We start from the raw sequence: 14654 nt of genomic DNA, 5'->3' as shown, positions 1-14654 counted from the left end.
CAATGGTCGCTACGGAAGGCCCCGGACAATCCTCGCCGGCCGACACCGGTCCGGTGGCGGTGATCGGCGTCGGGTGCCGGTTCGCCGGCGGCGCCACGAGCCCGGCGGGCTACTGGGAGATGCTGCGCGCCGGCCGCGACGGCATCGGCCTCCTGCCGGAACGGCGGTGGCAGCCCTACGCCGACCTGGGGGGCGACTTCGCCGCCGCGCTGCGGCGGGCCACCCGCTGGGGCGGCTTCCTGCCGGACATCGAGGGCTTCGACGCCGAGTTCTTCGGGCTCAGCCCCCGCGAGGCCGAGCTGATGGACCCCCAGCAGCGGCTGCTGCTGGAGGTCGCCTGGGAGGCGCTCGAGCACGCCGGCATCCCCCCGCACTCCCTGGCGGCCAGCGACGCCGGCGTCTTCGTGGGCGTCGGCTCCGACGACTACGGGCGGCGGCTCCTGGAGCACCTGCCCACCATCGAGGCGTGGACCGGCATCGGCTCCGCCATGTGCGCGGTGGCCAACCGGATCTCGTACGCCCTGGACCTGCGGGGGCCGAGCCTGGCCGTCGACACGGCGTGCTCGGCGTCGTTGGTGGCCCTGCACCTGGCCTGCCAGAGCGTGCGGACGGGCGAGAGCCCGGTGGCGCTGGCCGCCGGCGTCAACCTCGTCGTCTCCCCGGGCCTCACCCTCACCCTGGACGCCGCAGGAGCCACCGCCCCGGACGGGCGGTGCAAGTCGTTCGACAGCTCGGCGGACGGGTACGGGCGCGGCGAGGGCGCCGGCGTCCTGGTGCTCAAGCGCCTCGCCGACGCGCGCCGGGACGGCGACCGGGTGCTGGCGACCATTCTGGGCAGCGCCGTCAACCAGGACGGGCGTACCAACGGCATCATGGCGCCCAACGCGCAGGCGCAGCGGCACGTGCTGGCCCGCGCCTGCGCGCAGGCCGGGGTGGACCCGCGGTCCGTCGACTACGTCGAGGCCCACGGCACGGGCACCAGACTCGGCGATCCGCTGGAGGCCTCCGCCCTGAGCGCCGTGTACGGCGCGGGCCGGGAACCCGGCCGGCCGTGCCTGATCGGCTCGGTCAAGTCCAACATCGGCCACCTCGAGGCCGGCGCGGGCGTGGCCGGGGTCATCAAGGCGATTCTCGCGCTGGGCCACGGCGAGATACCGCCGACGCTGCACCACACCACCGGCAACCCCGCGATCGACTGGGACGACGCCGGTCTGCGCGTGGTCACCGAACCGACCGCCTGGCCCCGGACCGACCGTCCGCGCCGGGCCGGGGTGTCCGCTTTCGGGTACGGCGGAACCGTCGCCCACCTCGTGCTGGAAGAGGCCCCGCAGCCGGCCCGGTCGGAGCCCGCGCCGACGGGGGCGACCGCCGCAGGGCTGCTGTTCCCGCTGTCCGCGGCGTCGGAGGCCGCGCTGCGGGAGCAGGCGGGTGACCTGGCGGCGTGGCTGTCGGACCCCGCCGCCGGGGGAACGCTCGCCGACGTGGGGCACACCCTGGCGCTGCGGCGGTCGCACCTCGGCCGCCGGGCGGCGGTGGTGGCGGCCGACCGGGAGGAACTCGTCACGCGGCTGCGCCACGTCGCCGACGGCAGGCTGGGGGAGGGGACCGTCTCCGGCGTCGTGCCTCCCGAGCCGGGCAGGGGCGTGGTCTGGGTCTTCTCGGGGCACGGCTCCCAGTGGACCGGGATGGGCCGGGAACTGCTCGCCACCGAACCGGCCTTCGCCACCGTCGTCGACACGCTGGCCCCCGTCTTCACGCGCGAGATCGGCTTCTCGCCGCGGTCGGTCCTCGCCGAGGGCGACCTCGTGGAGGTCGACCGGATCCAGACGATGATCTTCGTGTTGCAGGTCGGCCTCGCGGCGGTCTGGAACTCCTACGGCGTCACGCCGGACGCCGTCATCGGGCACTCCGTCGGCGAGATCGCCGCGGCGGTCGTCAGCGGCGCGCTGACGCTGGAGGAAGGCGGCGTGCTGATCTGCCGGCGGTCGCGGCTGCTGCGCCGGGTCGCCGGGCAGGGCGCCATGGCGATGGTCGGGCTGGGCTTCGACGAGGTGACCCGCCGGTTGTCCGGACGCGCCGACGTGGTGGCCGCCATCGCCTCCTCGCCCGTGTCGACAGTGGTCGCCGGCGACCCCGCCGCGGTGGAGGAGGTCATGGGGCGGTGGGCCGCCGAGGACGTCGACGTCCGGCGCGTCGCCTCCGACGTCGCCTTCCACAGCCCGCACATGGACCCGCTGCTCGCCGAGCTCGCCGAGGCGGCGTCCGGCCTGTCGCCCGCATCGCCGCGGATTTTGATGTACAGCACCTCGATGCCGCAGCCGTGCGCCACGCCGTTCGTGGACGGCGACTACTGGGCCGCCAACCTGCGCAGCCCGGTACGGCTCGCCGCGGCGGTCCTGGCGGCGGCCGAGGACGGACACCGCACGTTCGTGGAGATCTCCAGCCATCCGGTCGTGGCCCACTCGGTCAAGGAGACGCTGGCGGACCCGCACGGCGACGCCTTCGTCGGCACGTCGCTGCGGCGCAACCAGCCCGAACGGGCGACGCTGCTGGCCAACGCCGGGGCCCTGTACTGCCGCGGCGTCGCGCTCGACTGGGCGACGTTGCAGCCGGCGGGCGGGCTGGCCGCCCTGCCCACCGTCGCCTGGCAGCGCCGCCCGCTCTGGCGGGACACCCGGCCCCGGGGGGCCGGGGCCGGGCTCTGCCACGACGGCGACTCGCACACCCTGCTCGGCACCGAGGTTCCCGTCGGCGGACACGGCCTGCGGCTGTGGCGGACCCTGCTGGACGGGTCCTGCCGGCCGTACCCGGGCAGCCACACGATCAACGGCGTCGAGATCGTCCCCGCCGCCGTCCTGATCAACACGCTGCTGCGGGCCGCTGCGGACGGCGGGGCCGGGCCCGTGCTCAGGGACGTCTCCCTCCGGGTGCCGCTCACCGACGAGCACCGCGAGGTCCAGGTCAGCTACGCCGACGGCGTGCTGCGGCTGGCCTCCCAGGCGCAGGATCAGGACCACGGCACCGGCACCGAGCGGCCCTGGCTGGTGCACACCAGCGCACTGGTCCCGGCGTCGCCCGTCGCGCCGCCCCCGTCGTCGCCGCCGGACGTCCTGGAGACCACCGCCGAGGACCCGGCTGCCGTCGCGCGGCACCTCGCCTCGGTGGGCGTACCCACCATGGCCTTCGACTGGACCGTCGAGGAACTGCGCCGCGGCCCCCGCGGGCTCCGCGCCCGGGTCCGTGCCGAGCGGCCCGGGCACCCGGCGGGGACGTGGGCGCCGATGCTCGACGCCGCCCTGTCCGTCGCCCCGGTGGCGGATCCGGTGCCCGCCCTGCGCATGGTCGCCGGGGTACGGGAGGTGCGCATCGTCGGCGAGCCGCCGGAGACGGCCGTCATCGACGTCGTCGTGAGCGACGCTGGCCCGGACCTCGTGGACGTGTCGATCAGCGACGGGCACGGTGCCGTCCTGGCCACGCTGGCCGGCCTGCGGTACGCGGGCATGCCGGACGTCACGGCCGACTCCGTGGCGCCGCAGCACCTGGTCCACGGGACCGTGTGGCGGAAGCTGGAGCTCGCGGAGGCGGACGGGCAGCCGTACCGCCGCGAGGTGGTCCTGGTCGCTGCCGACGCGCGGGCGGCGGACGACTGGCGGGAGCGCCTGTCGGCGGCCGGGGCGCCGGTACGCGTGGTGCCCGACCCCGCCGCCCTCGCCCGGCTGGTGCCGGCGCCGGGCGCGTGGACGGACGTGCTGCTGCTGCCGGCGGTGTCCGACGACCCGCCCGCCGAGGCGGCGACCCGCGCCACCTGGCTGCTGGCGTCGGTGGCACAGCACCTAGCCGGCGGACCGCCGGCGCAGGCGCCGCGACTGTGGTGCCTGACCACGGGCGTGCGGGACGGCCGCACCGGGGCCGGCCTCGCGCTGGCCCCGCTGTGGGGGCTCGGGAGGGTGCTGCGCAGCGAGCTTCCGCAGCTGTGGGGCGGCACCCTGGACGTCCGGTGCGCCGACGACGTGCCCGCGGACCTCGTGCTCCGCCTGTTCGGGGCGGCCCCGGCCGAGGACGTGGTCTCGGTGCGCGACGGTGGCTTCGAGGTCGCGCGGATCACCGCCGTGGACGGCGCGCCGACCCGTGCGCCGTTCACCTGTCGGGCGGACGGCACCTATCTGGTCACCGGTGGGCTGGGCGCGCTCGGGCTGGAGGTCGCCCAGTGGCTGGTCGAGCGGGGCGCCCGACGCCTGGTGCTGACCGGTCGCCGCGCGCTGCCGCCACGGGCCACCTGGGACGACCCGGCCGACGACGGCCGGCGTGCGCAGATCGAGGTGGTGCGCGACCTGGAGGCGCTCGGCGTCACCGTCCACTCGGTCGCCCTGGACATCGGCGACGCCGAGCGGGCCGCCGCGCTGCTCGACACCGACGCGCTGGGGCTCCCCCCGATCCGTGGCGTCGTCCACGCCGCCGGTGTGCTCGACAACCGGATGCTCGCCGACGTCGACGAGGAGTCGGTGCGCACGGTCCTGCGGCCGAAGGTCGCGGGCGCGTGGACGCTGCACGAGCTGTTCCCGCCGGGCACCCTCGACTTCCTCGTGCTCTTCTCGTCGTGCGGGCAGTTGCTCGGGCTGCCCGGCCAGAGCACCTACGGGCCGGCCAACGTCTTCCTGGACGCGCTGGCGGCGTTCCGGCAGGCCACCGACGGCGACGTCACCCTCAGCCTCGGCTGGACGTCGTGGCGGTCCAAGGGCATGTCGGTCAACGAGGTCGTCGACCTCGAACTGCGGGCCCGCGGGGTGGGCGCGATCTCCGTCCGGGAGGCGTTCGACGCGTGGGACTGGGCGTACCGTCATGGCGCGGGGCAGTGCACCGTGCTGCGGGTCCTGCCCGTGGAACCGGGCATGGACCGGCCCGTCGTGCTGGCCGAGACGGTGGCCGACGCCGGCGCGGCCGACCCGGCGCAGGCCGGACCGGCCGAGGTCGTCGACCTCAGCGGCCTGACCCCCGAGGAGCTGCGCAGCCGCCTCCTGGCGGAGGTCACCGAACGGATCGTCGCCGAGACGGGGCTGTCCGGCGAGGCGCTGGACCCCCGCCGCTCCCTGTCCGAGCAGGGCCTGGACTCGGTGATGACCATCGTCGTACGGCGGAGCCTGGAGAGCAGGTTCGGCCACGTGCTCCCGGCGACGCTGCTGTGGCACCAACCGACAGTGACCGCCATCGCCGACCACCTGACCGAGCTGTTGACCGCCGGGGACGGGGAGCGGGAGGTGACCCCGGCGGTCTCCTGACCCGCCCGCGCGACGGGGCCCTGGCGACGCCCGGGTCGGTGCGTCAGGCCCGGGCGGCGTTGGTGGCGACGGCGTCGACGATCCGGTCCCACACCCCCTCGGGCAGGTCGTGGCCCATGCCGGCGATCAGCACCAGCTCGGCGTCGGGGACGGCGGCGGCGGTCGCCCGGCCGCCGCTCACGTCGACCATCCGGTCGGCCTCGCCGTGGATGACCACGGTGGGCACGCTCAGTGTCCGCAGTCTCGGGGTGCGGTCCGCAGCCGTGACGATCGCGGCGAACTGCCGGGCCGTGCCGGCCGGATGGTAGGCGCGGCGGACCTTCGCGGCGGCGCTGGCGACCCGCTCCTCCTCGCTGGTCGCGAAGCCGGGTGAGCCGATCAGGCGGTAGAGGGAGACGTCCGCGGCGATGGCGGCCTCGTGGTCGGCGTCGGGCCGGGGCATCAGGACGGAGACGTCGTCGAGGGTGGGCTGACCGACCGAGCGGTCGCCGGTGGTCGACGAGATCGAGGCGAGGCTGGCGACGAGGTCGGGCCGCTCGGCGGCGACCAGTTGGGCGATCATGCCGCCCATCGAGACGCCGACCAGGTGCGCCGGGCGCGCGCCGAGGGCCTCGATCAGACCGATGGTGTCGGCGGCCAGGTCGGACAGCCCGTACCGCGCCGAGGACGGGTCGCCGGCGAACAGCGCGGGCAGGTCGACGTCGCCGAGGTGATCCAGCCAGGTCGACAGGCCGATGTCGCGGTTGTCGAACCGGACCACGTGGAAGCCGCGGGCGGCCAGGGCCGCGCAGAACCCGTCGGGCCAGGTGATCAGCTGTTCGCCGAGGCCCATGACGAGCAGCATCGTCGGGTCGGCGGGGTCGCCGAACGTCTCGTAGCAGAGGTCGACGGAGTTCGAGCGTACGAAAGGCACGGTGTGCTCCTGTTCTCGCTTTCTCGGGTCCGGTCAGTGCTCGTTCCTGGCGAGTCGCTCGGCGAGCCGCCCGCCTTCGACGTCGACGTTCGGCAGGGCCCTGTCCAGCCAGCGCGGCAGCGACCACGCGGACCTGCCGAGCAGCGACAGCACGGCCGGGACGATGGTCATGCGGACGAGCAGGGCGTCGACGGCGACGCCGAACGCGAGGGCGAACCCGAGCGACTGGATGACGATGTCGTCGACGAGGACGAAGCCCGCGAAGACGCTCATCATGATCAGTGCCGCGGCGGTGACGACCCGCGCGCCGTGTCGCAGGCCGGACACGACGGCCTCGTCCGGGGCGGCCCCGCGCACGAACTCCTCCCGGGCGCGGATGATCAGGAACAGTTCGTAGTCCATGGCCAGGCCGAACAGGATGCCGATCAGGAAGATCGGGATGAAGCTGACGATCGGGCCGGTCGACGCGACGCCGAGGACGCCGGCGAGGTTGCCCTGCTGGAAGACGAAGACCAGGGCGCCGAACGAGGCGGCCACCGACAACAGGAACCCCGCCGTCGCCTTGATCGGCACCAGGATGCTGCGGAACACCACCATCAGCAGGATGAACGCGAGGCCGACCACGACGGACAGGTACGGCAGCAGCGCGTCGTTGATCTTCTCCGACACGTCGATGTCGACGGCGGTCCGGCCGCTGACGGCCAGGGTCGCGCCGCCGGTTGCCGCCGTGAAGTCCGCCTGCCGGGCCCGCAGGTCGTGCACGAGCTCCCTGGTCTCCTCGCTGGTGGGGCCGCCGCGGGGGACCACGGTGAGGGTGGCGGTGTCGCCGGCCTGGTTCGGCGTCGCCGGGGTGACGAGCACCACGCCGTCGAGGCCGGAGGCGAGCTGCCGCGCCTGCTCGCCCGCGGCGGCGACCGCGCCGGCGGGGGCCTCGACCACGAGGAGCAGGGGGCCGTTGACGCCCGCCCCGAAGCCCTCGGCGAGCTGGTCGTACGCCTTACGCTGGGTGGACGCGGGGGAGGCGGAGCTGTCGTCGGGCAGGGCCAGCCTCAGGTCGAGCCCGGGGACCGCGACCACGCCGACGGCGACGACCGACAGGACCAGCGCCGGGACGCGGTGCCTGAGCACGGCGCGCGCCCAGCGCTCGCCGTACGGGGTGCTGGCGGGCCGGCCGCCCCTGCCGTCGCGCTGGGCCCGGGGCAGGACCCTGCGGCCGGCGAAGCCCAGCAGGGCCGGCAGCAGCGTCAGGTTGATCACGACGGCCACGGCGACGGCTGCGGCGGCCGCGACGCCCATGGCGGCCAGGAACGGGATCCCGATCACCGCGAGCGCGGCCAGGGCGATGATGACGGTCAGGCCGGCGAAGACCACGGCGGACCCGGCGCTGCCCGCAGCCCGGCCGGCGGCCTCCTCGCCGTCGTGGCCGGCGGCGAGCTCGTGGCGGTAGCGCGACAGGATGAACAGCGCGTAGTCGATGCCGACGGCCAGGCCCAGCATGGTGGCGAGGTCGGCGGTGTTCGAGGTCAGGTCGAGGAAGCCGGTGGTGATCTCGATGCCGAGCAGGCCGACGGCGACCCCGACGACCGCGGTGAGCACGGGCAGGCCCGCGGCGACGAGTGAGCCGAAGGTGACGAGCAGGACGACGGCGGCCACGAGGATGCCGAGCGCCTCGCTGCCGTCGTCGGCTCCGGCCTGCTCGGTGACCTCTCCGGAGTATTCGACGCCGAGGCCGGCGTGCCGTGCGGCGTCGCCGGCGGCGAGCAGCGCCGCGCGGGAGGCGGCGTCCACCCCGGTCGCGTCCACCGCGTAGGCGACGGTGGCGTAGCCGGTCTTCCCGTCCGGTGCGATCGTTCCGGCCCGGTACGGGTCGGTGACCGCCGTGACCTGGGGCGCCGTGCGCAGGGTGGCGAGCGTGGCCCGCACAGCGGCCTGCGGCTCCCGGTCGGTCAGCGCGGCGTTGCCGGAGACGGTGAACACCACCTTCGCCGTGGCGGTGTCCCCGCCGTCGCCGAACCTGTCCGCCACCACGTCCAGCGCCTGTAGCGACTCGGTGCCGGGGATGGTCAACTCGTCGCTGGTCGGCCCCGACAGCTGGGCCGCCCCCACGCCGAACAGGCCGAGGAGGAGCGCCCACACGACCAGCGTCAGCCGGCGACGCCGGAAGGAGAGCCGCCCCAGGCGGTACAGGATTGTCGCCACGAGTGTTCCTCCGTCGGTCGTACGGCCCCGGTTCCGAGAGCGGTTCCACGATCCCGTCCGGCACCGGGTCACGTCGTCCCACCGACGCAGGCGTCCGGGTACTGCGAACGCGGTAGGCACGCGGCGTGGCGCTACCGCGGGAACAGGTCGATCGGGGCCGGCCTGCCGCACTACCGTCGTGACCATGGACGCGGCGATCAGGCAGTGGTGGCCCCGACGCCTCGACCGCTACCGCGGCCCGCTGGGCGACGTGCTGCTCGCGGCGGCCGGGGGCGCGCTGGTGCTGTACCTGGGCCCGAACGCGGTGCACCGCGGCACGGCGCTGCTGGCGGCGGCGTGCGCCGTGCTGATCCTGGCGCGCCGCCGGCATCCCGTGCCGGTCGTGCCGGCGGCCAGCGCCGTCTTCGCGCTCACCGTCGCGCTGGGCCGCCCACCGGACGGGATGTTCCTGGTGGCGGGCCTGCTGACCTACTCCGCCGGGCTGGCCAGCCCGCGTCGTCGGCCCTGGGTCTACGCGTCCCTCATGTGGGGATCGCTCATGCTCACCGGTTTCGTGGTGTACCGCGCCGACTGGTGGAACACGGACCAGTTGACCGCGTTCGCGATCATCTTCGGCGGGGCGGCGGCGGGCGACGCCGTCCGGATGCGCCGGGCCTACGTCGCGGAGGTGACCGAGCGGGCCCGGCAGGCGGAGCTCAACCGCGAGGAGGAGGCCCGCCGCCGGGTGATGGACGAGCGGCTGCGCATCGCCCGGGAGCTGCACGACGTCGTCGCCCACCACATCACGGTGATCAGCGTGCACGCCGGCGCCGCCAACCACGTGCTGCGCAACGAACCGGACAAGGTGTGGCCCGTGCTCGGGCACATCCGCACCGCTGCCGACACCGTGCTGGAGGAGATCAAGTCGGTGATCAGTGTGCTCCGTGATCCGGAGGAGGCCCGCAGCACCGAACCGGCGCCCGGCGTGGAACGCCTGCCGGAGCTGCTGGCCGCGCTGCGCGCGACGGGGTTCGCCGTGCGGCACCGGCAGCACGGCGAGCCCCGGCCGCTGCCGGCGGTGGTGAGCCTGGCCGCGTACCGCATCGTGCAGGAGGCGCTGACCAACGCCCACCGCTACGGCGCCGGCGGCGCCACCGTGGACCTGGAGTACACCGCCGACACCGTGCGCATCGAGGTCACCAACCGGACGGCCGGGTCCGGCGGACGCCGGACCGGCTTCGGGTTCGGGCTGCTCGGCATGCAGGAACGGGCCGCGGCCGCGCACGGCACCATCGTCGCCGGACCGGTCGACGGCGGCCTGTTCCGCGTGCACGCCGAGCTGCCCACCGACGAACGGGCGGTCAACCGCCTCAACCCCCACGCCCCGCAGCCACCCGGGGCTTCCGCCCGGCGACCGGAGGGACAGGTGACATGAGCATCCGCGTGCTGCTGGCCGACGACCAGGCGCTCATCCGCGCCGGCTTCAAGATGATCATCGATGCGGAGCCGGGGCTGGAGGTCGTCGGCGAGGCCGCCGACGGCCGGGAAGCCGTCGACCTGTGCCACCGCAGCCGGGTCGACGTCGTGCTGATGGACATCCGCATGCCCGTCCTGGACGGCATCGAGGCGACCCGCCGCATCGGCGCCGACGAACGCCTCGCCGGCGTGCGGGTGCTGGTGCTCACCACCTTCGACGACGACGACAACGTGATCTACGCCCTCCAGGCCGGGGCGAGCGGCTTCCTGGGCAAGAACGTGGCACCCGGCGACCTGGTCAACGCCATCCGGGTGGTCGCCGGCGGGGAGGCGCTGCTGTCGCCCCGGGCCACCAGCGGGTTGATCAGCCGGCTGATCCATCACCTCCAGCCGCCGGCCCGGCAACTCCCGGAGCTCGACCTGGTCACCGGCCGGGAGAAGGAGATCCTGCTCCTGGTCGCACACGGGCTGTCCAACGACGCCATCGCCGAACGGCTCCACCTGTCTCCGCTGACGGTCAAGACGCACATCAACCGCACGATGATGAAGCTGGGCGCGCGCGACCGGGCCCAACTGGTGGTCTTCGCCTACCAGCACCACCTGGTCCGGCCCGGCGACCCCCTGCCCGACACGTGAGGACACGGACGCGGCGGCGCCCCGTGCCGGGTGACCGGCCGCACCGGGACACGGAGCGCCAGCTCGCGCAGCTACCGCACCCGCCACCGGGTCACGCCTCCGGTGTGCCGTCGGTGGAGAAGGCCACCTCGCGGCCGTTCTCGACGTCGTCTGCCAGCGCTTCGATGCGGGCCCTCGCCAGCCCGTACGAGTCGGAGCCGAGCAGCTGGTGCAGCGGGGCCCTGCCGTCGGCGGCCACGTCGATGATCGCGGCGGCGGCCTTGACCGGGTCGCCGAGCTGGGTGCCGGGCATCGCCAGGTGCGCCTCGGTCATCTCCCGAATCGCCTCGTAACCGGCGATCGTGGCCGACGGCAGGCCGAGAGACGTGGTGCGCAGGAAATCGGTGCGCGTGTAGCCGGGCTCGATGAGATTCACGTCGATGCCGAACCCGGCGACCTCGGCGGCCAGGGCCTCGGTGAGGCCCTCCAGGGCGTACTTTCCGGCGCAGTAGAGACCCCAGCCGGGGAACGCGGTCAGGCCGAGGATCGACGAGATGTTGATGATGCGGCCACCGCGCCGGGCCCGCATGCCCGGCAGCACCGCCCGGAGCACGTTCCAGACTCCGAAGACCTGCACGTCGAACATCCGCCGGGCCTCGGTGTCGGAGACCTCCTCGACCGCGCCGAGGAAGCCGTAACCGGCGTTGTTGACCACCACGTCGATCTGGCCGAAGCGCCGGGTGGACTGCTCGACGGCCGCCGCGACGGCCGCCTCGTCGGTGAGGTCGAGCTCAAGGATCAGCAGCCGGGACCGGTCGACCTCGCCGAGCGCCTCGTCGAGACGCCGCGCCGTGCGGGTGGTGGCGGCCACGGCGTCGCCGCGGCGCAGCAGCTGGGTGACCAGCTCCAGTCCCAGGCCACGCGAGGTGCCGGTGACGAACCAGGTGGTGGGGTGCGGCATGGTGCTCTCCTCGTGGAGTTCGGATCTCGACGGGTTCCATCCTGGGAGCTGTGTCGCCGGCGTCGACAGGTCCGATCTGGCCCAGCGCTGCCTGGGAACGCCATGCCCCCGCACGGTCTTCTCGCCGGAGAACTGGCCGCGCCATAATTCCTGACATGGCGGCGAACACGGACCTGAGCGACTTTCTGCGGACGTGCCGGGCGCGAACGACCCCCGAGACGGCCGGGATCGTCGCCCCGGACGCGGCGGCCGGGCGACGGGTACGCGGGTTGCGTCGGGAAGAGGTGGCGCAGCTCGCCGGGGTGAGCGTCGACTACTACACCCGCCTGGAGCAGGGCCGCCACAGCACCCCGTCGGACGCGGTCGTCGACGCCCTGGCCCGGGTGTTCCGGCTGGAGCCGGCGGCCCGCGCACACCTGGCCGACCTCGCGCGACCGGCCCGGCGACGCGCCAGGCAGACACCGCCGCAACGCGTGCGCCCGGCCATGCAGCAGATGATCGCCTCGTTGACCGAGCACCCGGCGCTGATCCTGGGCCGGCGCACCGACGTGCTGGCCGCGAACCTGCTCGCCCGGGCCCTGCTCACCGACTGGACGCGGCTGCCGCCCCGGGACCGCAACTACACCCGGTGGATCTTCCTCGATCCCGACGCCCGAGCCGCCTTCATCGACTGGCCGTCCGTGGCCGCCGACGTCGTCGGCACGCTGCGCCTCTACGCCGGCCGCCACCCGGACGACACCAGGCTCAGCGAGCTGGTCGGCGAGCTCACGATCAAGAGCCCCGAGTTCCGTACGTGGTGGAACGGCCACAAGGTGCACGAGCGCACCCACGGCGTCAAACACATGGTCCACCCCGCCGTCGGGCCGATCACCCTGCGGTACGAGGCCCTGACGCTGCCCGGCGACGAGGACCAGACCCTGTTCCTCTACACCACGGACCCGGGCAGCCCGTCACAGGAGAACCTGCGGTTGCTCGGCCTGACGGTCGGTGAGCCGGTCCGTCGGGCGGATCCGGCCCGGTAGCGCGTCCACAGAACTCGCCATGTGAGCGGTCGCCCACGCATCGTTGACCGGCCGTGGTGGCGGCCGGAAGATGCATTCATGCAGAGCAATGTCAATGGACAGTCCTACGTGGACGTCGCCGCCGAGCTCGGGCTGGGTGAGACCGTCGGCCGCTACCGGCCCTCCGTCGGCGCCGACATCGCCATCACGGTGGCCGTCGCCGTGCTGGGCGTCGTCCTGATCCTCGTGAGCGGCGACGCCAGGGCGGTCACCGCGTTCGGCGTCGGCCTGCTGGCGCTGGCCGCGCTCGCCGCGTGGGTGACCCGACGCAAGGCGGGCAGGTGCCGTTACCTGTACGACAACGGCTCGCTGACCATCGACCACACCGGCGCCGTCACCTCGTTGTTCACCTGGGACGACGTGGCGCACGTGCGGGTCTGGGTCCGAGTGCTCTACCTGGTCACCGCGTACGCGGAGGTCCTGCAGGGCCGCGTCGAGCTCAAGGACGGCACGGTCGTCGACCTGGCCAAGCCCGACTACAAGGACAAGCACGAGCTGGTCGCGCACGTGGAGAAGTTCGCTGCCGCCGCCGTGCTGCCGGTCAAGGTCGACGAGGCGCTGCGCACCGGCGCCGCGACCTTCGGGCCGGTCACGCTGACCGGCGCGGGGGTGCGCCGAGGCAGTGAGTTCGTCACCCGTTCCGCCATCACGAACGTGGAATGCGGCAAGACCCGCCTGAAGATCTGGGCCGGGCAGCGCCGGCCGGTCATCTCCGAGCGGCTGCGCAACATCCCCGACGTGGCCGTCCTGCTGCACCTGATGCGGCGCTGGCCGGTCGCCGACGAGCCCGAGGGCAAGGCCGGCGTCACCGCGTAGCCGGGCATTGCGGCAGCCAGGGCGGGGCAGGCGCCCCGGCGTCAGGTGACAGGCCGGTCACCGTCCCTGCGGAGTCCGGACGGCCCGGGCCCGGTCCCCGGCCCAGGCCGCTTCGAGGATCGCGGTGAGGCTGGCGGTGTCGGTCGGGCCCGGATGGTTCTGGATCAGACGGGTGACGCCACCGGCCAGCTCCGCGAAGCGCGGGAGGTCGGCGCGGGCCACGCCGATGTCCGCCAGGCTGGCCGGGATGCCGATGTCGGCGAGGAGGCCGTCGAGCCAGGTGAGGAACGCGTCCGCGGCCTCGGCGTCCGAGGCGTCGGCCACGTCGAGCCCGCACACCCGGGCGAGGTCGGCCAGCCGGTCGCTGACGGCGTCCCTGGCCGCGTCGAGCGCGTAGGGCAGCAGCAGCCCGACGCCCAAGCCGTGCGGCGTGTGGGTGGCCGCGCCGATGGGGTACTGGAGGGCGTGCGGGGCGCCGTTGCCCGCGTGGGAGAAGGCGAGCCCGGCGAGCATGGACCCGTAGGACATGTCCGCGCGCGCGTCGGTGTCGCCCCCGTCTGCGACCGCGCGCCGCAGGCTGCGGGCGATCCGCTCCGCGGCCAGGAGCGCGTAGTGGTCGGTGACCGGGTTGCGACCGAGGAACACCTGCTCCACCGGGTCGCGCGGCCCGTGCGGCCGGGGCCGCGCCGTGTAGCTCTCCACCGCGTGACAGAACGCGTCGATGCCGGAGTGGGCGGTGACGGTCGCGGGGCAGCTGTAGGTGAGCTCGGGGTCGACGATGGCGAAGTCGGGCACGATGTGGACGCTGGAGACCCCCACCTTCAGCGCGCGCTCCGGGTCGGTCAGCACCGAGACGGGGGTGAGCTCGGAGCCGGTGCCGGACGTCGTCGGCACCGCGACGAGCGGAATGGTCGGCCCCGGCACCCTCGACTCGCCGTAGAAGTCGCGCGGCGTCCCGCCGTGTCGCCGGATGACGCCGACGATCTTGGCGAGGTCGATCACCGTGCCGCCGCCGATCGCGAGGATCACGTCGGCGTCCACCCGGGCGGCGGCCGAGACGGCCAGGGCGACATCGGTGAGGGGCACGTCCGGGGTCGCGTCGGAGAACACCTCGACGGCCTCGGCCCGCTCCCGCACGGCGGCCACGATCCCGGCGACGCCCGGCTGCCCCAGCAGGACCCGGTCGGTCACGACGAGGACCCGCGAGCCGCTCTCGGCCACCACCCGGGGGATGTTCTGCGCGACCCCTTCGCCCACGATCAGCTGGCGTGGTCCGCGGACGGTCTCAAGCATGTCGGTGCCTCTCCGGAACGTCGGCGGCGGTGTGCTGGGCGGACGTCCAGGTCACCTGCGGGACC

Annotated in this window: 9 protein-coding genes; 5 read left to right on the top strand and 4 right to left on the bottom strand. The window is 74.3% G+C overall.

The annotated features are described in order from the left end of the window. Positions 1–2 precede the first annotated feature (2 nt). On the top strand, positions 3–5276 hold the full coding sequence (locus tag O7628_RS01430) for a type I polyketide synthase (RefSeq protein WP_278127750.1): 5274 nt from the start codon (positions 3–5) through the stop codon (positions 5274–5276). Between the two features lie 43 nt (positions 5277–5319). On the opposite strand, the gene O7628_RS01425 is transcribed toward O7628_RS01430, so the two are convergent. Beyond that, positions 5320–6189, bottom strand: coding sequence for an alpha/beta hydrolase (locus tag O7628_RS01425; RefSeq protein ID WP_278127749.1), 870 nt, complete (start codon positions 6187–6189; stop codon positions 5320–5322). Between the two features lie 33 nt (positions 6190–6222). Next, positions 6223–8388: an MMPL family transporter gene (locus O7628_RS01420; protein WP_278127747.1), complete on the bottom strand. Its 2166-nt coding sequence runs from the start codon at positions 8386–8388 to the stop codon at positions 6223–6225. Between the two features lie 184 nt (positions 8389–8572). Here O7628_RS01420 and O7628_RS01415 point away from each other — a divergent pair, with 184 nt between their 5' ends. Next, positions 8573–9802, top strand: coding sequence for a histidine kinase (locus tag O7628_RS01415; RefSeq protein ID WP_278127746.1), 1230 nt, complete (start codon positions 8573–8575; stop codon positions 9800–9802). Continuing rightward, positions 9799–10479, top strand: coding sequence for a response regulator transcription factor (locus O7628_RS01410; RefSeq protein ID WP_074474103.1), 681 nt, complete (start codon positions 9799–9801; stop codon positions 10477–10479). The genes O7628_RS01415 and O7628_RS01410 overlap by 4 nt, the downstream gene beginning before the upstream one ends. A 91-nt stretch (positions 10480–10570) precedes the next feature. Here O7628_RS01410 and O7628_RS01405 read toward each other — a convergent pair whose 3' ends face one another. Next, positions 10571–11419 carry an SDR family NAD(P)-dependent oxidoreductase gene (locus O7628_RS01405; protein WP_278127743.1) on the bottom strand — a complete coding sequence of 283 codons (849 nt, stop codon included), beginning with the start codon at positions 11417–11419 and terminating at the stop codon, positions 10571–10573. Positions 11420–11574: 155 nt separating this feature from the next. Between O7628_RS01405 and O7628_RS01400 the strand changes: the two genes are divergently transcribed. Further along, on the top strand, positions 11575–12441 hold the full coding sequence (locus O7628_RS01400; protein WP_278127741.1) for a helix-turn-helix transcriptional regulator: 867 nt from the start codon (positions 11575–11577) through the stop codon (positions 12439–12441). Positions 12442–12519: 78 nt separating this feature from the next. Next, positions 12520–13296: a DUF6585 family protein gene (locus O7628_RS01395; RefSeq protein ID WP_278127739.1), complete on the top strand. Its 777-nt coding sequence runs from the start codon at positions 12520–12522 to the stop codon at positions 13294–13296. A gap of 57 nt (positions 13297–13353) precedes the next feature. Here O7628_RS01395 and O7628_RS01390 read toward each other — a convergent pair whose 3' ends face one another. Beyond that, positions 13354–14589 carry an iron-containing alcohol dehydrogenase gene (locus tag O7628_RS01390; RefSeq protein ID WP_278127738.1) on the bottom strand — a complete coding sequence of 412 codons (1236 nt, stop codon included), beginning with the start codon at positions 14587–14589 and terminating at the stop codon, positions 13354–13356. Positions 14590–14654 lie beyond the last annotated feature (65 nt).

It is taken from the genome of Micromonospora sp. WMMD956 (assembly GCF_029626125.1).
Lineage (GTDB): Bacteria > Actinomycetota > Actinomycetes > Mycobacteriales > Micromonosporaceae > Micromonospora > Micromonospora carbonacea.
Note: the sequence above shows the minus strand (reverse complement) of the source record. Positions and strands in the feature narration are given on the sequence as shown.

Bases quoted from the DNA above. Each gene is read 5' to 3' on its own strand.
- O7628_RS01430 (WP_278127750.1), top strand. From the start codon at position 3: ATGGTCGCTACGGAAGGCCCCGGACAATCCTCGCCGGCCGACACCGGT.
- O7628_RS01415 (WP_278127746.1), top strand. From the start codon at position 8,573: ATGGACGCGGCGATCAGGCAGTGGTGGCCCCGACGCCTCGACCGCTAC.
- O7628_RS01410 (WP_074474103.1), top strand. From the start codon at position 9,799: ATGAGCATCCGCGTGCTGCTGGCCGACGACCAGGCGCTCATCCGCGCC.
- O7628_RS01405 (WP_278127743.1), bottom strand. From the start codon at position 11,419: ATGCCGCACCCCACCACCTGGTTCGTCACCGGCACCTCGCGTGGCCTG.
- O7628_RS01400 (WP_278127741.1), top strand. From the start codon at position 11,575: ATGGCGGCGAACACGGACCTGAGCGACTTTCTGCGGACGTGCCGGGCG.
- O7628_RS01395 (WP_278127739.1), top strand. From the start codon at position 12,520: ATGCAGAGCAATGTCAATGGACAGTCCTACGTGGACGTCGCCGCCGAG.
- O7628_RS01390 (WP_278127738.1), bottom strand. From the start codon at position 14,589: ATGCTTGAGACCGTCCGCGGACCACGCCAGCTGATCGTGGGCGAAGGG.